The 18,730-nt window shown below is 60.7% G+C and carries 18 protein-coding genes; 8 read left to right on the top strand and 10 right to left on the bottom strand.

What is annotated here, in order from left to right; genetic code table 11:
- Nucleotides 1–120: 120 nt before the first annotated feature.
- The 3 genes from ACCD00_RS13645 to ACCD00_RS13635 form a co-directional block, all read right to left on the bottom strand.
- Nucleotides 121–1,224 (bottom strand): ABC transporter substrate-binding protein, encoded by a 1,104-nt coding sequence (locus ACCD00_RS13645; RefSeq protein ID WP_007986100.1) that lies wholly within the window; start codon nt 1,222–1,224, stop codon nt 121–123.
- Between the two features lie 304 nt (nt 1,225–1,528).
- Nucleotides 1,529–2,977: an aldehyde dehydrogenase family protein gene (locus ACCD00_RS13640; RefSeq protein WP_413425213.1), complete on the bottom strand. Its 1,449-nt coding sequence runs from the start codon at nt 2,975–2,977 to the stop codon at nt 1,529–1,531.
- On the bottom strand, nt 2,974–4,611 hold the full coding sequence (locus ACCD00_RS13635; RefSeq protein ID WP_413425211.1) for a 5-guanidino-2-oxopentanoate decarboxylase: 1,638 nt from the start codon (nt 4,609–4,611) through the stop codon (nt 2,974–2,976). Before ACCD00_RS13635 ends, ACCD00_RS13640 begins: the two co-directional genes overlap by 4 nt.
- Nucleotides 4,612–4,770: 159 nt before the next feature.
- Here ACCD00_RS13635 and ACCD00_RS13630 point away from each other — a divergent pair, with 159 nt between their 5' ends.
- Entirely contained in the window at nt 4,771–5,652 is an 882-nt protein-coding gene (locus ACCD00_RS13630) for a LysR substrate-binding domain-containing protein (RefSeq protein WP_413425209.1), read from the top strand.
- Nucleotides 5,653–5,776: 124 nt separating this feature from the next.
- On the opposite strand, the gene ACCD00_RS13625 is transcribed toward ACCD00_RS13630, so the two are convergent.
- Nucleotides 5,777–6,391, bottom strand: coding sequence for an NAD(P)-dependent oxidoreductase (locus tag ACCD00_RS13625; protein WP_413425207.1), 615 nt, complete (start codon nt 6,389–6,391; stop codon nt 5,777–5,779).
- 33 nt (nt 6,392–6,424) lie between these two features.
- The gene (locus ACCD00_RS13620; RefSeq protein WP_413425205.1) at nt 6,425–7,303 is read right to left on the bottom strand and encodes an MBL fold metallo-hydrolase; all 879 of its coding nucleotides are present in this window, start codon (nt 7,301–7,303) and stop codon (nt 6,425–6,427) included.
- A gap of 224 nt (nt 7,304–7,527) precedes the next feature.
- Here ACCD00_RS13620 and ACCD00_RS13615 point away from each other — a divergent pair, with 224 nt between their 5' ends.
- Together ACCD00_RS13615 and ACCD00_RS13610 are read left to right on the top strand one after the other, a co-directional pair.
- Nucleotides 7,528–8,433 carry a LysR family transcriptional regulator gene (locus ACCD00_RS13615; protein WP_413425203.1) on the top strand — a complete coding sequence of 302 codons (906 nt, stop codon included), beginning with the start codon at nt 7,528–7,530 and terminating at the stop codon, nt 8,431–8,433.
- A 208-nt stretch (nt 8,434–8,641) separates the two neighbouring features.
- The gene (locus ACCD00_RS13610; RefSeq protein ID WP_413425201.1) at nt 8,642–8,818 is read left to right on the top strand and encodes a hypothetical protein; all 177 of its coding nucleotides are present in this window, start codon (nt 8,642–8,644) and stop codon (nt 8,816–8,818) included.
- 9 nt (nt 8,819–8,827) lie between these two features.
- On the opposite strand, the gene ACCD00_RS13605 is transcribed toward ACCD00_RS13610, so the two are convergent.
- A complete protein-coding gene (locus ACCD00_RS13605) occupies nt 8,828–9,724 on the bottom strand; it encodes a helix-turn-helix domain-containing protein (protein ID WP_413425199.1) in 897 nt (298 codons plus the stop codon).
- A 190-nt stretch (nt 9,725–9,914) separates the two neighbouring features.
- On the opposite strand from ACCD00_RS13605, the gene pobA reads away from it, so the two are divergent.
- The gene (gene pobA / locus ACCD00_RS13600) at nt 9,915–11,099 is read left to right on the top strand and encodes a 4-hydroxybenzoate 3-monooxygenase (protein WP_413425268.1); all 1,185 of its coding nucleotides are present in this window, start codon (nt 9,915–9,917) and stop codon (nt 11,097–11,099) included.
- Between the two features lie 78 nt (nt 11,100–11,177).
- Nucleotides 11,178–12,695: an MDR family MFS transporter gene (locus tag ACCD00_RS13595; RefSeq protein WP_413425197.1), complete on the top strand. Its 1,518-nt coding sequence runs from the start codon at nt 11,178–11,180 to the stop codon at nt 12,693–12,695.
- Between the two features lie 220 nt (nt 12,696–12,915).
- Here ACCD00_RS13595 and ACCD00_RS13590 read toward each other — a convergent pair whose 3' ends face one another.
- The 3 genes from ACCD00_RS13590 to ACCD00_RS13580 all read right to left on the bottom strand — a co-directional run bounded on the left by ACCD00_RS13590 (nt 12,916) and on the right by ACCD00_RS13580 (nt 15,845).
- Nucleotides 12,916–13,788 carry an ATPase gene (locus ACCD00_RS13590; protein ID WP_413425195.1) on the bottom strand — a complete coding sequence of 291 codons (873 nt, stop codon included), beginning with the start codon at nt 13,786–13,788 and terminating at the stop codon, nt 12,916–12,918.
- Between the two features lie 116 nt (nt 13,789–13,904).
- Nucleotides 13,905–14,897: an NAD-dependent epimerase/dehydratase family protein gene (locus ACCD00_RS13585; protein WP_413425193.1), complete on the bottom strand. Its 993-nt coding sequence runs from the start codon at nt 14,895–14,897 to the stop codon at nt 13,905–13,907.
- 54 nt (nt 14,898–14,951) lie between these two features.
- Nucleotides 14,952–15,845: a LysR family transcriptional regulator ArgP gene (locus tag ACCD00_RS13580; RefSeq protein WP_413425191.1), complete on the bottom strand. Its 894-nt coding sequence runs from the start codon at nt 15,843–15,845 to the stop codon at nt 14,952–14,954.
- Nucleotides 15,846–15,941: 96 nt separating this feature from the next.
- Between ACCD00_RS13580 and ACCD00_RS13575 the strand changes: the two genes are divergently transcribed.
- The 3 genes from ACCD00_RS13575 (at nt 15,942) to ACCD00_RS13565 (ending at nt 17,713) form a co-directional block, all read left to right on the top strand.
- Nucleotides 15,942–16,343, top strand: coding sequence for an ACT domain-containing protein (locus tag ACCD00_RS13575; protein ID WP_413425189.1), 402 nt, complete (start codon nt 15,942–15,944; stop codon nt 16,341–16,343).
- A 6-nt stretch (nt 16,344–16,349) separates the two neighbouring features.
- Nucleotides 16,350–16,952 carry a LysE/ArgO family amino acid transporter gene (locus ACCD00_RS13570; protein ID WP_413425187.1) on the top strand — a complete coding sequence of 201 codons (603 nt, stop codon included), beginning with the start codon at nt 16,350–16,352 and terminating at the stop codon, nt 16,950–16,952.
- A gap of 164 nt (nt 16,953–17,116) precedes the next feature.
- Nucleotides 17,117–17,713 (top strand): superoxide dismutase, encoded by a 597-nt coding sequence (locus ACCD00_RS13565; protein WP_007986065.1) that lies wholly within the window; start codon nt 17,117–17,119, stop codon nt 17,711–17,713.
- A 178-nt stretch (nt 17,714–17,891) separates the two neighbouring features.
- Here ACCD00_RS13565 and ACCD00_RS13560 read toward each other — a convergent pair whose 3' ends face one another.
- Nucleotides 17,892–18,155, bottom strand: coding sequence for a DUF6124 family protein (locus ACCD00_RS13560; protein WP_413425185.1), 264 nt, complete (start codon nt 18,153–18,155; stop codon nt 17,892–17,894).
- Nucleotides 18,156–18,730 lie beyond the last annotated feature (575 nt).

The following is an 18,730-nucleotide window of genomic DNA, read 5'->3' as shown; positions in this document are numbered from 1 at the left end:
GTGTAAACCCCGATCCCCTGTAGGAGCGAGCTAGCTCGCGAAGGAAGTGAGGGCGCCACGTTCATTCAGGCAGCCCTCGTCATCGTTAACATCCATCGCGAGCTAGCTCGCTCCTACAGATCAGGAAGAAAAGATTTCCGTGTAACGACGAATCCACTGGTCATGCACAGTCGCCAGGAAGGCGTTGTCGTGCATGATCGCCTTCTCGGCAATCTGCTCCGGCGTGAGGATGTACGGACTCTTGCGTGCTTCGGCGGAGATGATCGCCTTGGCGTTGACCGGGCCGTTGTAGATGTCTTCAGCCATCTTGCCCTGCACCAGTGGGTCCAGAGAGTGGTTGATGAAGGCGTAGGCCATATCGGTATCGCCCGGACGGTTCTTCGGCATCACCGACAGCATCAGGTCGGTGTAGAAACCTTCCTTCATGCCGAACGTGGCGCCCAGGCCGTAGTTCGGATCGCGGATCTGTTTCGGGAAGAACGCTGGAGCGTACAGACCGCCCATGTCCAGGGAACCGGTGCGGAACAGTTCGGCGATCTGGTTCGGGTTTTCACCCAGCGTCACCACACGATCTTTCAGCTCGGCGAGTTTCTTGAAGCCCGGTTCGATGTTGTGCTCGTCACCACCGGCCAGTTTGGCGGCGATGATGATCAGGTCCATGGCCTCGGTCCAGTTCGGCGGCGGCAGGAAGATGTTCGGGGCCAGCTCCGGGTCCCACAGGGCCGCGTAGCTGTCTGGCGCTTGTTTCTGGGTGCGGGTGCTGTAGACCAGGCTGTTGCACCACAGCAGGTAACCGATACCGTGGCCATTGGCGCCGGTGCGGTACTTTTCCGGTACATCGACGAGGTTGGGAATGCGGTTGAGGTCGGGTTTTTCCAGCAGGTTGGCGGCGGCCAGACCTTCGGCGCCGACGCCTGCCAGGGTGATGATGTCGTATTGCGGACGATCACCGCCGGCCTTGAGCTTGGCGACCATTTCCGAGGTACTGCCGGTGCGGTCAGCGATGACCTTGCAACCGTACTTGTCTTCGAACGTCGCGGCGATGTTGCGCAGTGCAGCCAGGCCGGTGTCATCGGACCAGGTCAGCAAACGCAGGGTCTTGCCGGCAAAACGTGTATCGCTGGCATTGGCCTTGATGAACGGCATGCTCATGGCCGCTGCTGCAACCGAGGCTACGCCCACGGTCTTGATGAATTGACGTCTGTTCAGATCATGCTCGCCCATTACGGACTCCCTTTGTTTTTGTAGGTATGAGGCTGGTCGAAACTGTTGCATCCGCGCGGCTGGATCAGCTTTAGCCCCTGTGTTTTCGGGGGCCTGGCTGAGTCAGCGGGTTCATCCTGAGGTCGTGTAAAACACCTGACTATCGATAAAAACTCATTGAAGCCATGACGTCAGCGCATGCCTCCTTTTCCTTGTGGGAGCGAGCTTGCTCGCGATGGACGTCAACGATAATGCGGGGCATCAGACAGCCCGTGTCGTCCATGCGTCCATCGCGAGCAAGCTCGCTCCTACACAGTGCCAGGCGTCAGACGGCCCGAATCACGTGTTTGATTTCCTGGAAAGCCTGCAAGCCCCACGGCCCCAATTCGCGGCCGATGCTGCTCTGCTTGTAGCCGCCCCAGGCGGTCTGCGGGAAGATCACCTGCGGTGCGTTGATCCACACAAGCCCCGCCTGCAACGCGTTGGCGACGCGGTCGGCGGTCTCGGCATTGCACGTCACCACACTGGCGACCAGGCCAAACTGACTGTCGTTAGCCAAGGCAATCGCTTCGGCTTCAGAGGCGAAACTGCGCACGCAGATCACCGGGCCGAAAATCTCTTCATTCCACAGCGCACTGTCGAGGGGCACTTCGGTGAAGACTGTCGGCTGCAAAAAATATCCGCGCGGCAGGTCGGCCGGGCGATTTCCACCGCAAACCAGTTTGGCGCCGGCACTCAAACCACGATCGATGTGACCGAGCACGCGCTGGTACTGCGCCTGATTGACCAGGGCGCCCATTTCCACGTTCGGGTCGAACGGGTCGGCCACGCGAATCGCTTCGGCACGGGCTTTCACACGGGTCAGGAACTCGTCGGCCAGCTCATTGGCGACCAGCACACGGCTGGTGGCGGAACACATTTGCCCGGCGTTGAAGAAACCGCCGCCGCAAGCCACGTCCACCGCCAGGTCGATATCGGCATCGGCCAGTACCAGCAGCGAAGATTTGCCGCCCAGTTCCAGGCTCACGCCCTTGACGGTTTCCGCCGCACGTTGCATGACCTGCACGCCGACCGCATTGCTGCCGGTGAACGACACTTTGGCGATGCGTGGGTCAGCCGACAGCGGAGCGCCAACTGCCAGGCCGGTGCCGCACACCAGGTTGAAGACACCCGCCGGCACACCGGCTTGCGCGATGATTGCCGCCAGTTCCAGTTCCGGCAGCGGCGTCACTTCCGAAGGCTTGAGCACCACGCAGCAACCGGCGGCCAGGGCCGGGGCGAGTTTCCACGCGGTGGTGACCATCGGGAAGTTCCACGGCACGATCAGACCAACCACACCGCACGGCTCACGGCGCAAGCGAGCGCTGAAGTCGTCGCTCGGCAGCTCAATGGCACTGTCCTGTTTCGCGTCCAGGCCTTCGGCCAGACCGGCGTAATACTCGAACGTGGCGATCACGTCATCGACGTCGATCGCGGCTTCGAACTGCGGCTTGCCGTTGTTGCTCGACTGCAAGTGCATCAGTTTTTCGCGATTGGCCTGCACGCCCGCGGCGATTTTGCGCAGGATGGCAGCGCGTTCGGCGCCCGTGGTTTTCGACCAGGCGGCGAACGCCTGGGTCGCCGCGCTCACGGCTTGATCGACCGCGCGTTCATCGCCACCGTTCACCGTGGTCAACAGGGCTTCGGTCGCCGGGTTGATGACACGCAGGTGTTCATTGCCCGCCGACCATTGGCCGTTGATGTACAGGCCATCCAGGGTAGTCGGGAAACTCATTTCGACACCGCCTGCATCCATTCGGCCTGATCGATTTCAATCAGGGTCGGACCCTGGCGATCGGTGGCCACGCGCAAGGCGCCGCGCAATTGCTCGACACTGCTGACGGCTTCGGCCGCGCAACCCAATGCTTTGGCCACTCCGATGAAGTCCGGGGTGTAGATGTCCACGCCGACCGGCTCGATGGCGCGGTTGACCATGTATTTCTTGATCTCTTCGTAGCCCTGGTTATTCCACAGCAGCACGATCACCGGGGTGCGCGCTTCAACGGCACTGGCCAGTTCCGGCAGGGTGAACTGCAGGCCTCCGTCGCCGATCAGGCACACCACGGGAGGACGAGCGCCGTTTTCAACGCTGCCGCCGAGCCAGGCACCAATGGCCGCAGGCAAGGCGTAACCGAGAGTGCCGTAACCGGTGGACGAGTTGAACCAGCGGCGCGGACGCTCCGGGTTGAAGGTCAGGTTGCCGGTGTACACCGGCTGGGTCGAATCGCCGACGAACACGGCGTCCGGCAGTTCGTGCAGCACGGTTTCCAGGAAACGGGTCTGGGCCAGGGTCGGTGCGTCCCAGGTAGCGGCCAGGTCTTCACGCAGACGAGCGGCGCGTACTTGCCCCCAATCGTTGCGGCGCTCGGCCAGGGATTTGTGCGACAAGGCGCTGAGCAAGGCCTGGGCGGCGTTGCGCGAGTCGGCCACCAATGCCACGTGCGGCGGGTAGTTGCGCACGGTCTGGTCCGGGTCGATGTCCACGCGCAGCAGCTGGCCTGGAATCTCGAAGCCACCGGCGAAGGTCACGTCGTAGTCGGTCTCGGCCAGCTCGGTGCCGATGGCCAGTACCACATCGGCCTCGGCGACCAGCGCACGGGTGGCGACCAGGCTCTGGGTCGAACCGATCAGCAGCGGGTGGCCGGAGGCGAGCATGCCCTTGGCATTGATGGTCAGGGCTACCGGTGCGTCCAGCAGCTCGGCCAGCTCGGTCAGCTCGGCCGCCGCGTCGATTGCACCGCCGCCGGCGAGAATCAGCGGACGCTTGGCGCCGGCCAGCAAATCAGTCATGCGCGACACGGCGCTCGGCGAAGCACCGGCGCGGTCGATGTTGACCGGCAGGCTGGTGAGCAGGTCGTCGGCGTCTTCAACCAACACATCCAGCGGAATCTCAATGTGTACCGGACGCGGACGGCCAGCCTGGAACAGCGCAAAGGCGCGAGCCAGCACGCCCGGCAATTCCGATGCCGACATCAGGGTGTGGGAGAAGGCCGCGACACCGGCGCACAATGCGCCCTGGTTCGGCAGCTCATGCAGCTTGCCGCGACCGCCGCCCAACTGGCTGCGCGATTGCACGCTGGAGATCACCAGCATCGGGATCGAATCGGCGTAGGCCTGGCCCATGGCGGTGGTGATGTTGGTCATGCCTGGGCCGGTGATGATGAAACACACACCAGGTTTGCCGCTGGTGCGGGCGTAGCCGTCGGCCATGAAGCCGGCGCCCTGTTCATGGCGCGGCGTGACGTGGTTGATGCTCGAACGGGCCAGCCCGCGATACAACTCCACGGTATGAACCCCCGGAATGCCGAACACCTGCTCGACTCCGTAGTTTTCGAGTAACTTGACCAATACTTCGCCACACGTCGCCATGTCATTGCCCTTCTTGTTCGTTTGAGACGCCGGGCATGCGCTGTGTTTATGATGGATTCGCAGGCCCGGGAATGGCCTCATTGGAACGGGCGACACATAGCCGCAACAATGGATAAAAAGTCATACTAGCCATGTCCTCACGTCATACCTTGGATCCCAATGAAACGACTGCCTCCCCTGCCGGCACTGCACACATTCCTGATTACCGCGCAGTGCTGCAATTTCACCCGTGCTGCCGAACAGCTGTTTATCACCCAGGGCGCGGTGAGTCGGCAGATCGCCGGGCTGGAAGATTTTCTGGGTTATGAATTGTTCATCCGTCAGGCGCGAGGCCTGGACCTGACAGCCGAAGGACGGGAATGGCTGCCGCGGGTCCAGCAGATTTTCGGCCTGATCGACGAGGCGGTGGAGCAGATCGGCGAGAAGCGCGAAACCCTGCAGCTCAAGGCTCCGACCTGCGTCATGCGCTGGTTGCTGCCGCGTCTGTTGCAATGGCAAAGGGAGCGTCCGGACGTGCCGGTGGAACTGACCACCACAGTCAAGCACGGCGTGGATTTTCATCGCGAGCAGTTCGATGCGGCGGTGATGTACGGCGCACCGCCGGACGATTCATTGATGTCGCAAAAGCTCTTCGATGAACAACTCACGCCGGTGTGTTCCAGGCCGATGCTCGAAGGCCCGATGCCCCTGCAGACTCCAGCCGATCTGCAACAACACCTGCTGTTGCATCCGACCCGCGATGAACGGGACTGGAAGGCCTGGTTGAAAGCCGCGGATGTACAGTTGAGCAATGTCGGCAAGGGTCAGCATTTCGAAACACTGGACCTGGCGATGTCGATGGCGTCCCAGGGAACGGGGGTGGCGATTGGCGACTGGTCGCTGATCGGCGATGACCTGAACGCCGGGCGGCTGGTCATGCCATTCGAATTGAAGGTGACAACCGGGCTGGCGTATTACCTGGTATTCCCCGAAAAACCCGGGCCTTCGCCGAAGTTGCGCGAATTGATGGGCTGGCTGGTGGAGCAGGCACAATCGCGCTGAACAATACCTTGTAGGAGCGAGCTCGCTCGCGATGAACCTGAGAATACCGCGGGGTATCAGGTTCCCAGCGTTATCGTTGGCGATCATCACGAGCGAGCTCGCTCCTACAGGAGATCAGTGATCTTCAATAACCGACCGTAAACCGCTGCCGCGAATGCTTCGGTGCTTCCACTTCATCGAGCATCGCGATCGCGTAGTCGGCAAAGGTAATCCAGCTGCGCCCTGCGCTGCTCACCAGCAAATCGTCCTTGCCGACGCGGAACTTGCCCGTGCGCTCGCCCTCGACAAATTCGGCCGATGGCGACAAGAAGGTCCACTCCAGATCCCGCTCTTCACGCAAGTTTGCGAGGAATTCGGCACCGGCGCTGGCCTCTGCCTTGTAAGCCTCAGGGAAGCCTTTGCTATCGATCACCCGAGTGCCATCCGGCAACAACAGCGACCCCGCACCGCCCACCACCAGCAAGCGATTGACCCCAGCCTTTTTCACCGGCCCGGTAACGGCACTCGCCGGCAACGTCGAGAAATGCGCGGCGCTGATCACCACATCATGACCGGCGACGGCTGCTTGCAGGGCCGCGGCATCGAGGGCATCGACATCTTTGCTGACCACACCGTCACGCTGACCGATTTTCGCCGTGTTGCGGGCGATCGCGGTAACGCTGTGGCCGCGACGCAAGGCCTCTTCCAGCAATTGGCTACCGGCACGACCGGTGGCCCCGATGATTGCGATTTTGCTCATGACATTCTCCAACAGGTTGGGTAGCTCAATGGGTTACCACTTCATCTCGCCCTTCGCGACCTGGGCGCTCAGCTCAAGAGAGCTTTCGTCGCCCAAGGTCGGGAAGCGTTTTTTCATCGCGGCGATCAGTGCGGCAGAATCCTTGGCCTTGGCGGTTTCTTCATCGAAGGCCTTGATGTAGTCGGCGGTGAACTGCACAGAGGCCAATGAACCCGTGCTGTCGCCCAGGTAATGACCCGGCACCACGGTTTGCGGTTTCAGGGTTTCAATGGAATGCAGCGTAGCCAACCAATCGGTATGGGACTGTGGCGTTTGGGTGTCAGCCATCCACACGTGGATGTTTTGCGCCACCACGACACCCCCGACTACGGCCTTGATCGATGGAATCCACACGAAGCTGCGATCCGGCTGCGGGCCCTCAAGACCCACCACCTGCAGCTTCTGCCCTTCGAGGATCAGGCTGTCGCCCTTGAGCACGTCTGGCACGATGGTTTTGGCCGGTACATCGCCCCCCATTTTCGGACCCCAGAATGCCAGTTTGCCGTCGACGGTTTGCTGGATGTGGTCAACGGTCGGCTGCGAAGCAAGGACCCTGGCCTTGGGGAACGCGGCCGTCAGGGTATCGAGGCCGAAGTAGTAGTCCGGGTCACCGTGACTGATGTAGATGGTGGTCAGCTGCTTGCCGCTGGCGCGGATTTTTTCCACCACCTGTTCGGCCTGGGACTTGCCGAATTGCGCATCCACCAGAATCGCTTCCTTTTCGCCGCTGACCAGCACCGAGGTCACCGGGAAGATGGCTTTTTCGCCAGGGTTGTAGACATCCAGCGTCAGGGTCGAGGCGCTGGCATGGGCGGCAAAACCGAGGGCGGCGCTTGCCAGCAAAACACGCTTGAGAATGGTGAATCCGATCATCTGTTGCTCCGTTGTCCGAATGCCTAGCTAGGCGAATGCCCTTTTTGTAGGAGCGAGCTTGCTCGCGATGGTCGTTAACGATAACGCGGGATACCGGTTATACGCGGCGTCTTCGAGTCCATCGCGAGCAAGCTCGCTCCTACAGAGGAACAGAGCTTAGTTGCCTGACTCAGTACAAAAAATGCGATGCTTGAACATAGTTTGTTTCTGAAAGCGGGCAAATCATGGATCGTCTTCAAGCAATGCGCGTGTTCGTCACGGTGGTCGACCTCGGCAGCCAGTCGGCCGCCGCCGATCATCTGGAGCTGTCACGGCCGGTGGTATCGCGGTATCTGGCGGAACTGGAAGACTGGGTCGGCGCACGCCTGATGCACCGCACCACACGCAAATTGAGCCTGACCGCCGCCGGCACCGAAATCCTGCCCCGCTGCCGGCAGATGCTCGATTTGTCCAGCGACATGCAAGCCGCCGTCAGCGAACCGGATGACGCACCGCGCGGCCTGCTGCGGATCAGCGTCAGCACCTCCTTCGGCCAGGCGCAACTGGCCGATGCCATGGTCGCCTATGTGCGACGCTACCCCGGCGTCAGCATCGACATGCAGATGCTCGATCGCACCGTGAACCTGGTGGATGAGCGCATCGACCTGGCGATCCGCACCAGCAACGACCTGGACCCGAACCTGATCGCCCGTCGCCTTACGGTTTGTCGCTCGGTGATCTGCGCGTCCCCCGCTTACCTGCGCGAGCACCCGGCACCGCAACGGGTCGAGGACCTGAGCCTGCACAACTGCCTGACCCATTCCTACTTCGGCAAAAGCCTCTGGCATTTCGAGCAGGACGGCGAACAGGTTTCAGTACCGGTGCAGGGCAACATCAGCGCCAACGAGGCCAGCACGCTTTTGCGCGCAACGCTCGCCGGCGCCGGGGTGTCGATGCTGCCCACGTACCAGGCCGGCGTACACATCCACAGCGGCGAATTGATTCGCCTGCTGCCGATGGCCGAACCCCGGCAAATGAACGTGTATGCGGTGTATGCATCGCGCAAGCACATGCCGGCGGCATTGCGCAGCTTGTTGGATTTTCTGGTGCTTAGATTTCCGGAAGAACCACAATGGGATATCGGCCTGTAACCGGATCACTTGTGGGAGCGGGCTTGCTCGCGAAGAGGTCGGTACATCCAATGCAAATTTTGCGCATGAAATATCGCTTTCGCGAGCAAGCCCGCTCCCACAAGTGGAAGTCATCAGTGGTCTGAATGGCGTGTCATGGCTGGTAACTCACAGGCGCTGACCTATGCTCAAAGTAATACCGAAAGGTATTCGTTCAGAGGTCAACGCCATGAACATCAAAACGAGAAGATACCTCGCGATCTTCATCACCTGCGCGGTCACGCTCGGGCTTTATGGCGCTGCAGCCTGGCGCGTCGAGCAATTGCGCAACCTGCCCCGTGATTACGCAACCTGCAACTTCGAGCACTGCGTTCCCCACAACGCCACCCTCGATGCCCTCCGGTAACGAAGGGGGTCAGGCTTCGTTGCCCTGATCGGCTTTCAAGCGGTCGCGGAACGCCTTGGGCGAAATCCCCACACGACGCCGGAACAGGCGCGTGAAATTGGTCGGATCGGAAAACCCCAACACGTCGGACATTTCATAAATGGTCATGCTGGTGTAGGTCAGCAAACGCTTGGCCTCCAGCAACTGCCGTTCGTGCACGATCTGCAACGCCGGTTGCCCCGCCAGCTCACGACAAGTGCCGTTGAGGTGGGACACGGAAATCCCCAGCCGGTGTGCCAGGTCCTCGACCTTGACGTGCTGGCGATAGGTCTCTTCCACCAGCTGAATAAAGCCGTTGAGATATTCCCGGGCCCGCTGCGGTCGCGCCATGGCGGTGCGACGCTGGATCACCTGGCGGCTGACCCACACCATGATCACACTGACCAGCGAATGCATGAGCATTTCCCGCGCCGGTTGATGGCTGGTGTACTCGTTCTGCAAGGCACTGAACAGGCTGTTGAGGTACTCGGCGTCCTTGCCTGCCGGGTAACTTTCGGCCTGTGCCAGGGCATTGACCGATTGCCCCAGTTGCATCTGCAGGTGGGCGATCAACGGCGCGGCGAGGGTCACGACAAAGCCTTCCACGTCCTCGGAAAAACGAAAGCCATGCACTGACAGCGGTGGCAGGATCTGGATCGCCGGTTCCACCAGTTGCGTACGCTGGCCTTCGATTTCAAGCTCTGCCTGACCTTTGAATACGAAGAGCAACTGGCACAAATCAGCGTGGCGGTGGGGTTTGATTTCCCAATGATGTTCGCTACTGCGTTTGGAAATGGTTTCACAGTGCAGCAAGTCCGGGGTCGGCCAATCCAGGCTTTCACCGTAGAGCTTGAACACCGGAATCGAAGGCAGGTCAGGCTTGTTCATCACTTCAATCCAGGCCTCGGAATAGATGACGGGCGATAATCGCACCGATTGGCAGAATGTACAGCTATCGGCTCAGTTTTCACCTTCAATTGACAGACTCGCAAGGGAAAAATGCAAGCACTCGATCCATAAAAATCACTCACCGGCCCTGGTCGCGTGAAGCTTGCGAGTCATAAAAACAATGAAAACACTGAAAACCCAGGTCGCTATCATTGGTGCCGGCCCTTCAGGCTTGTTGCTCGGCCAATTGCTGCACAACGCCGGCATCGACACCCTCATTCTAGAACGTCAGACCCCGGACTATGTACTCGGCCGAATCCGTGCCGGCGTGCTTGAGCAAGGCATGGTAGAGCTGTTGCGTCAGGCCGGCGTAAACCAGCGCATGGACGCCGAGGGACTGGTGCATGGCGGCTTTGAACTGGCCCTCGACGGGCGCCGGGTACACATCGATCTGCACGCCCTGACGGGTGGCAAAACCGTGATGGTCTACGGCCAGACCGAAGTCACCCGCGACCTGATGGCCGCTCGTCGGGAGGCCGGCGCGCAGACGATTTATCAAGCCGAAAACGTCGTCCCCCACGGCCTGAAAACCGATGAAGCGTTTGTCACTTTTGAAAAGGACGGTGAGACCTGGCGAGTCGATTGCGACTACATCGCCGGTTGCGACGGCTTCCATGGAGTGGCGCGGCAATCGATTCCCGCCGACAGCCTGAAAATCTTCGAACGGATCTATCCCTTCGGCTGGCTGGGGATTCTGGCCGATACCCCGCCGGTCCACGATGAGCTGGTCTACGCCCGCCATGAGCGCGGTTTCGCCCTGTGCAGCATGCGTTCGTCGACACGCACCCGTTATTACCTCCAGGTGCCCACCAGCGATCATGTCGAAAACTGGTCGGACCAACGCTTCTGGGACGAACTCAAGTCACGATTGCCGCAAGCGTTGGCGGACAGACTGGTCACGGGGCCGTCCATCGAAAAGAGCATCGCGCCGCTGCGCAGCTTCGTGGTCGAACCGATGCAGTACGGGCGGATGTTCCTGGTCGGCGATGCCGCGCACATCGTCCCGCCGACTGGTGCCAAGGGCCTGAATCTGGCAGCCAGTGATGTCAGTACCCTGTTCAACATTCTGCTCAAGGTTTACCGCGAAGATCGCGTCGATTTGCTGGAGAAGTACTCCGAAATTTGTCTGCGCAGGGTGTGGAAGGCGGAGCGTTTCTCCTGGTGGATGACTTCGATGTTGCACCGTTTCGACGACCACGATGCCTTCAGCCAGCGCATTGCCGAATCGGAGCTGGAATATTTCATCGACTCCGAGGCGGGTCGAAAAACCATCGCAGAAAACTACGTCGGGCTTCCTTATGAGGCTATCGAATAGCTTCCTACCGACTTACACTGGCGAGCATTCCCGCTCGCCTTGCCTCTTGCGGGTCAATCACTGCCCGCAGGTTTTCCCGTGACCAATCTCCGCCAGCCTGAAACGCCCAAACCCGCCATCCGCAGCGTGCTGATCGCCTTGATGCTGGCGATTTTTCTCGGGGCGCTGGACCAGACCATCGTCGCCGTTTCGATGCCGGCCATTTCCGCGCAGTTCAAGGACGTCAGCCTGCTGGCCTGGGTGATTTCCGGCTACATGGTGGCCATGACCGTGGCGGTGCCGATCTACGGCAAACTGGGCGACCTGTACGGGCGGCGCAAGCTGATGCTGTTCGGCATGGGCCTGTTCACCCTGGCGTCGGTGTTCTGCGGCATGGCACAGAGCATGGAGCAACTGGTACTGGCGCGAATCTTCCAGGGTATCGGGGCCGGCGGGATGATTTCGGTAAGCCAGGCGATCATCGGTGACATCGTGCCGCCACGGGAGCGCGGCCGGTATCAGGGCTATTTCAGCAGCATGTATGCAGTGGCCAGTGCGGCCGGCCCGGTGCTCGGCGGTTACATGACCGAATACCTGTCCTGGCGCTGGGTGTTCCTGATCAACCTGCCGCTGGGCCTGGGCGCCTGGCTGGTGGCTAATCGCACACTGGTCGGCCTGCCGATTCCGCAACGCAAACCGGTTATCGATTACCTGGGCACCGTGTTGATGATCATCGGGCTGACGGCGTTGTTGCTGGGTATCACGCAGGTCGGTCAGGGCCATTCCTGGCGCAGCCCCGAAGTGCTGGCGTTGCTCGCGTGTGCGGTGCTGGTGCTGGGGCTGTTTGTCGTTCACGAGCGGCGGGCACGGGAGCCCTTGCTGCCCATGCATCTGTTCGCCAACCGTAATGCGATCCTGTGCTGGTGCACGATTTTTTTCACCAGTTTCCAGGCCATCTCGCTGATTGTGCTGATGCCATTGCGCTTCCAGAGCGTGACCGGCGCTGGTGCCGACAGTGCCGCCCTGCATCTGTTGCCGCTGGCCATGGGCTTGCCGATTGGCGCGTATTTCGCCGGCCGCCGCACTTCCGTGACCGGACGCTACAAACCGATGATCCTCACCGGCGCTGCGCTGATGCCCATCGCAATTATTGGCATGGCGTTCAGCCCACCGCAGGCATTCGTCGTGAGCAGCCTGTTCATGTTGCTCTGCGGGATTTCCTCCGGCATGCAGTTCCCGACGTCATTGGTCGGCACGCAGAACTCGGTGGAGCAACGGGACATCGGCGTCGCCACCAGCACCACCAACCTCTTCCGTTCGCTGGGTGGTGCCGTGGGTGTGGCGTTGATGTCGGCGCTGCTGTTGGCGTTGTTGCAGGGCTCAAGTTTTGCGCACCTGGCCGGCTCGTCACTGATCGTCGAGGGCAGTTCAGGCAATGTGCTGCTCGACGGCTTGAACGCCGCACCGGGTGACGCGCAGGACGCCTTGCGTGCCGAGTTGCTGTTGACGTTCCGGCACTTGCTGACGGTCAGCGCGATGGTGTCGTTGCTGGGGCTGGCGGCAGCGATTGTCATGCCGAACATGCTGTTGCGCGGGCGCGAGGACAAGGTTCGCTAGGTAGACCGCGTCGCCTGTATTCGCGAGCAAGCCCGCTCCCACATTAGACCGCGTACTCATGAAGAACTCGGTCTAATGTGGGAGCGGGCTTGCTCGCGAAGGCGATCTGACAGTCACTACGATTCAAGGGCTGTAATACCCGACCGGCACCAGAAAGTACCCGACCTTCCTCAGAGTCCTCTGGCCGACGCGCTGATAGTCGACATGCTTGCGCTCTACATTACTGCCGGGCGCGCAGTTGCTGCTGAAGGTTCTGGATCTGCGCCTGGAGGGTATTGATGTTGCGGGTGACCTGGCTGCGGAACGCATCGAACTCGGCGGTATTGCTCGAGCCCTGTGTGACCGCCGGACGGTTGTCCTGCTCGCTCTTGAGCACGATCATGTCTTGCTCGAGACGCTCGATGGCAGCGCTCGGGTTGCCTTGTTTCTTCAGCGCGGTGATATCGGCGCCCAGGCTCTTCAGCTGTGCATCGAGTTTTTCCGAGTCGGACGGGGCACTTTTCAGGGCGGCCAATTCAGCGTTCAAGGCTTTGACCTGGGCCTGCAACTGAGTATTGGCTGTCTGATGTTCGTTGTTCTGGGCAGTCAACTGCGCCAGACGTTTGTCCAGCTCTGTGGATTGCGCAGTCATTTGCGCCAGTCGCTTGTCCAGGTCCGAGGCCTGGCCGGCAACACCTTGCTGCTGGGTGTTCTGGTCCTGGAGTTTGCTTTCCAGCTGGCGGATTTGCAGCTTCAGGGCCTCGCTGTCGGTGGTGACACTGGTCTGGCTGGCAACAACCTTTCCGGAAATATCCTGCAGGCGCCCTGCCGCTTCTTCACTGATTCGCGCAAAGCTCTCCTGGGTCGCCACCAGTTGCTGTTCCATCAGGGAAATCTGCTGAAAGCTCCACCAGCCCAGGCCCGCGAATGCGAAGAACAACGCCCCGACCAATGCCCACAGGGCACCGGTACCCGCCGCCTTGACCTTCACCACCGGCGCCGTGCGCGATTGCACGGCCGTGCGGGCAGTGGGCGGAAAATCGTCATCGAGAACGTCTGCACGCAGGCTCGGTACATCATCGAAGTCGTCGTTGGCATCGTTACGCATGGACATTGAGTCAACCTTAGTCAATCACATAATGGCTTTATGCCGCGCAGTATAAACCCCACAGCCGTAACCATTGACCCTGAAGCCCTGTATCCGGTTCAGTAAGGGGGGTTAAGCGAACGTCAGCGAACATCCTGAGCCTTCCACCAGCCACAGAATTCATCGAGCGCGGTCCAGAGGCTGACCTTGGGATCGTAATCCAGATAATGCCGGGCGCGGCTGATGTCCAGGGTGAAGTTTTTGTTCATGACCTGCGTGCCCAGTCGCGACAGCGTCGGTTCGGGACGCCCCGGCCACAACTTGCACACACCCTCGTTGAGCGCCGCCACGCTGTAGGCCAGGCCGTAGGAACGGTAGCGGGTAACCTGTGGGACTTCCATGTTGCGCATGACGTAATTGACCACGTCCCACAACGGAACCGGCGTGCCGTTGCTGATGTTGTAAGCCTTGCCCAGCGCGGAACCGCTGGCCAGCAAACTGCTGAGCAACGCCTCGTTGAGGTTTTGCACACTGGTGAAATCGACTTTGTTCAGACCGTTGCCGATGATCGCCAGGCGCCCCTTGCGCTGCATGTTCAACAGGCGCGGGAAGATGCTCATGTCGCCGGCCCCGGTGACGAAACGCGGGCGCAGGGCCAGGGTTTCCAGACCGAACTCCTGGGCACCGAAGACTTTTTGCTCGGCCAGGTACTTGGTGGCGGCATAGGGGTGTTTGAAGCGCTTGGGCACCTGCTCTTCGGTCAGGCCCAAGTGATCGCGACCATCGAAGTAGATCGACGGCGACGACAAATGCACCAGGCGCCGAACCCGTTGTTTCAGGCAGGCTTCGACCACGTTCTCGGTGACCTGAACGTTGCCCTGGTGGAAGTCCTGATAACGTCCCCATAAACCCACGGCACCGGCGCAATGCACCACGGCCTCGACGTCCGAACACAGTTCGCGTGCCAGCTCCGGGTCGCTCAAATCGCCCTGGACGAACTCGGCTCCGCGGCGCACCAGATGCTCCACACTCTCGGCCCGGCGACCGTTGACCCGCACGTCCAGGCCCTGCTCCAGGGCAAAACGCGCAAAGCGCCCGCCGATGAAGCCGCTTGCGCCGGTAACCAGAATCTTCATGAATTGCTCCGAATATTTCGTTTTGCGTATTACGTGAGGTCTTGACGCTGCGCGTCAGTCCAAGGGCACCAGCCATTGCTTCGAGGCGCGTACCAATTGATCGGTGAGCAGCCCCAGCAACTGCCCGCCATTACGCCAATGATGCCAGTACAGCGGCACATCGATTGGCTTATCTGGCAGCAGTTCCTGCAATATCCCCCTTTCAAGTTGCTCGCGTACCTGCAGTTCCGGAACCAGACCCCAGCCCAACCCGGCTTCCGTCAGACGGATAAAGCCTTCCGACGACGGGCATAAATGGTGTTCGAAACCACCCTCGACGCCGAGGGACGCCAGATAACGATGCTGCAGGAAATCGTCCGGGCCAAACACCAACGCCGGGCTTCGGGCCAACTGATCGGCACGTACGCCTTGCGGAAAATGCCGGGCAATAAAGGCGGGGCTGGCCAGCGCACGGTAACGCATCGCCCCCAGCAGCACGCTGCGCGCGCCCGCCACCGGACGCTCGCTGGCGCAGACACAGGCCGCCACTTCACCGGCGCGCATGCGCTTGAGGCCCACGGTCTGGTCTTCGACCACCAGGTCCATCAACAGATGCTGCTCCGCGCAAAATGCTCCCACGGCTTGCGCCCACCAAGTGGCCAAGCTGTCGGCGTTCAGGGCGATCCGCAGGCGCTCCGGCAGGCCCTCTTCATCCAGCGCCGGCACCAGGCTTTGCAAATCCCGTTCAAGCAATCGCACCTGTTGCACGTGGTTGAGCAACCGTCGACCGATTTCCGTCGGCGTTGGCGGCGTGGCACGCACGAGCACCGGTTGGCCAACCCGTGCTTCCAGCAGCTTGATGCGCTGGGAAATCGCCGATTGCGAAAGGCCCAGCACCTGGGCCGCCCGTTCAAAACCGGCCTGTTCGACGACGGCGGCCAGGGCGGAAAGCAATTTATAGTCGAACATCAGTTTTCCTAATGAGCGATCAGCATGATTTGTTTTTCTTATACAACCTTCGCAAGGACAATGACCAGCAAGAACTCTTGAACAAGGATCACCCACATGGCTGGCGAAACATCATTGGCAACGCTGCTGCGCAGCATGAGCCCGCAACTCAACGCTGGCGAATATGTGTTCTGCACCCTGCGCGACGGCAAATTGCCTGCGGACCTGGAGGTTGTCGGCAGCTTCCGCGAGCAGGAAGGCCTGACGGTGATTCTCGAACGTTCCCGTGCCGAAAAAGCCGGATTCAGCTTCGACTACATCGCCGCCTGGATCACCTTGAACGTGCATTCGGCCCTCGAAGCGGTCGGCCTGACCGCCGCGTTCGCCACGGCATTGGGCAAGGCCGGCATCAGCTGCAACGTGATTGCCGGCTACTACCACGACCATTTGTTTGTCGGCCAGGCCGACGCCGACCGCGCCCTGCAAGTACTGCGGGACCTGGCAGCCAACGCGGAGTAAGCAATCATGTGGCAAAGTTATATGAACGGGCTGCTCGTGGCCTTCGGCCTGATCATGGCGATCGGCACCCAGAATGCGTTTGTCCTGGCGCAAAGCCTGCGACGTGAACATCACTTGCCGGTAGCGGCCCTCTGCGTGGCCTGCGACGCCCTGTTGGTGGCGGCCGGGGTATTCGGACTGGCGACGGTACTGGCACAAAATCCGACACTGTTGGCGATTGCCCGCTGGGGCGGCGCAGCGTTTCTGTTGTGGTACGGCAGCCAGGCACTGCGCCGGGCCTTTTCGAAACAGAGCCTTGAGCAGGGCGAAAGCCAGACCGTACGCTCGCTGCGGGCGGTAATGCTCAGTGCACTGGCGGTGACGTTGCTCAACCCGCACGTTTACCTGGACACCGTTTTGCTGATCGGCTCCCTGGGCGCACAACAAACCGAACCGGGCGCTTATGTCGTGGGCGCGGCCAGTGCCTCGCTGCTGTGGTTCTTCACCCTGGCGCTCGGTGCGGCTTGGCTGGCACCGTGGCTCGCCCGCCCAGGTACCTGGCGAATTCTCGATCTGCTGGTGGCGGTGATGATGTTTGCCGTAGCGTTCCAGTTGATCGCGGCCATCTGATTCGCACAACCTCTATTCCACACAGTTGTTGCGTGGTTATGCCGCCCCCCCGGTGCTATGATCCGACTCCCTGCGCCGCAAAGAGTACAAACTCCCCGGCGCTTGTCTGGCCGCCCGTGATCGGCCTTGCGCTCACCGCAACTGACCTGATTAGGAGAATCATCATGGCTTTCGAATTGCCGCCGCTGCCTTACGCACACGACGCCCTGCAGCCGCACATTTCCAAGGAAACCCTGGAATACCACCACGACAAGCACCACAACACCTACGTCGTGAACCTGAACAACCTGGTGCCAGGCACCGAGTTCGAAGGCAAGACCCTGGAAGAAATCGTCAAGACTTCCTCGGGCGGTATCTTCAACAACGCCGCTCAGGTCTGGAACCACACTTTCTACTGGAACTGCCTGGCGCCAAACGCCGGCGGCCAACCAACCGGCGCACTGGCTGAAGCCATCAACGCGGCTTTCGGTTCGTTCGACAAGTTCAAGGAAGAGTTCAGCAAGACTTCCATCGGCACCTTCGGTTCCGGTTGGGGCTGGCTGGTGAAGAAGGCTGACGGTTCCCTGGCCCTGGCCAGCACCATCGGCGCCGGCAACCCGCTGACCAACGGCGACACCCCGCTGCTGACCTGCGACGTCTGGGAACACGCTTACTACATCGACTACCGCAACCTGCGTCCGAAGTATGTCGAAGCGTTCTGGAACCTGGTCAACTGGAAATTCGTGGCTGAGCAGTTCGAAGGCAAAACCTTCACCGCTTAAGCTCGATGCCAGTCAAAAAACCCGGCTTTTGCCGGGTTTTTTTATGGAAGGAATATGAGCAAAGGGACGGTGGCGATCGTTGCGCCGCCTTCGCGAGCAAGCCCGCTCCCACTGGCTCGGTGGTGACCTGTGGGAGCGGGCTTGCTCGCGAAGAACGATAACGCGGTCAGTCGGCCAACTACTGCGGATCGAGGTTATCCAGCGCGCGATTCACCGCCAGCTCCGCCAACATGACGATCTGCGCAATAGCCAGCGCCGTGTTGCGCTGGGGGCCAGTCAGGCAGGTGGCGAAATCACTCGCCATGACATTGGCTGAAGCCAGTGATTCACAGGCGTGGGCGAGGAGGCTTTCAGTGTCCATGTCGGGGACGATCGTGAACATGGTGCGGGGGCTGTAGGGTTTGGTGGTGTTGCTGGGGGGATCGGGGATTAACTTATCCAAAATATGCTCCTTATCGATTGGAGCCATCTCTCGCCGTTTCTCACGCGGACGAAGAGGTGGCAGCTATGTGCGGAGTGAGAAACCGGCAAGAGAGCAATCCGGCCAGACCTGGGTCTGCCCGCACACAGCCGCCATAAAGCATTGCTGGCAGCGGAAAAGCTGGCGGCAATTATGGTGGTACTGGCGCTGGATTAACACTCTCTTGCGGGTTCTCACGCCCGATCGCTGAAGCATTTCAGCGATCACCAAAGGTTATTCAGCCCGCTTCCGACGGACAACCTGAAAACTGCGTGGGAAACTTCTGGCGCTTTCCTACACCGCGCTAACGCCAAAAACGTAACGCGGAGCATCCATGGCCGCACTCCCACGCGGGCGTGTGGAAACGATATGTTGGGGTGTGGCTGAAAGTGCAATGTCGACTGTCCCGCCGTCTTCGCGGGCAAGCTCGCGAAAAACGCCAGGACACCGCGGGCATTCAGGCAGCCCGCGTCATCGTTAACGTCCATCGCGAGCAAGCTCGCTCCTACAGGGCCGAGCGTTAGCTCGCCTGCCGCTCTTGATCTTGATCCACCCGC

This window comes from Pseudomonas sp. Pseusp3, assembly GCF_047304225.1.
Classification (GTDB): Bacteria; Pseudomonadota; Gammaproteobacteria; order Pseudomonadales; family Pseudomonadaceae; genus Aquipseudomonas; species Aquipseudomonas fluorescens_CD.
This window is presented reverse-complemented; position numbering and strand designations above follow the sequence as displayed.

Coding starts and splice junctions, on each gene's coding strand:
- ACCD00_RS13645 (WP_007986100.1), bottom strand. CDS start 1,224: ATGGGCGAGCATGATCTGAACAGACGTCAATTCATCAAGACCGTGGGC.
- ACCD00_RS13640 (WP_413425213.1), bottom strand. CDS start 2,977: ATGAGTTTCCCGACTACCCTGGATGGCCTGTACATCAACGGCCAATGG.
- ACCD00_RS13635 (WP_413425211.1), bottom strand. CDS start 4,611: ATGGCGACGTGTGGCGAAGTATTGGTCAAGTTACTCGAAAACTACGGA.
- ACCD00_RS13630 (WP_413425209.1), top strand. CDS start 4,771: ATGAAACGACTGCCTCCCCTGCCGGCACTGCACACATTCCTGATTACC.
- ACCD00_RS13625 (WP_413425207.1), bottom strand. CDS start 6,391: ATGAGCAAAATCGCAATCATCGGGGCCACCGGTCGTGCCGGTAGCCAA.
- ACCD00_RS13620 (WP_413425205.1), bottom strand. CDS start 7,303: ATGATCGGATTCACCATTCTCAAGCGTGTTTTGCTGGCAAGCGCCGCC.
- ACCD00_RS13615 (WP_413425203.1), top strand. CDS start 7,528: ATGGATCGTCTTCAAGCAATGCGCGTGTTCGTCACGGTGGTCGACCTC.
- ACCD00_RS13610 (WP_413425201.1), top strand. CDS start 8,642: ATGAACATCAAAACGAGAAGATACCTCGCGATCTTCATCACCTGCGCG.
- ACCD00_RS13605 (WP_413425199.1), bottom strand. CDS start 9,724: ATGAACAAGCCTGACCTGCCTTCGATTCCGGTGTTCAAGCTCTACGGT.
- ACCD00_RS13590 (WP_413425195.1), bottom strand. CDS start 13,788: ATGTCCATGCGTAACGATGCCAACGACGACTTCGATGATGTACCGAGC.
- ACCD00_RS13585 (WP_413425193.1), bottom strand. CDS start 14,897: ATGAAGATTCTGGTTACCGGCGCAAGCGGCTTCATCGGCGGGCGCTTT.
- ACCD00_RS13580 (WP_413425191.1), bottom strand. CDS start 15,845: ATGTTCGACTATAAATTGCTTTCCGCCCTGGCCGCCGTCGTCGAACAG.
- ACCD00_RS13575 (WP_413425189.1), top strand. CDS start 15,942: ATGGCTGGCGAAACATCATTGGCAACGCTGCTGCGCAGCATGAGCCCG.
- ACCD00_RS13570 (WP_413425187.1), top strand. CDS start 16,350: ATGTGGCAAAGTTATATGAACGGGCTGCTCGTGGCCTTCGGCCTGATC.
- ACCD00_RS13565 (WP_007986065.1), top strand. CDS start 17,117: ATGGCTTTCGAATTGCCGCCGCTGCCTTACGCACACGACGCCCTGCAG.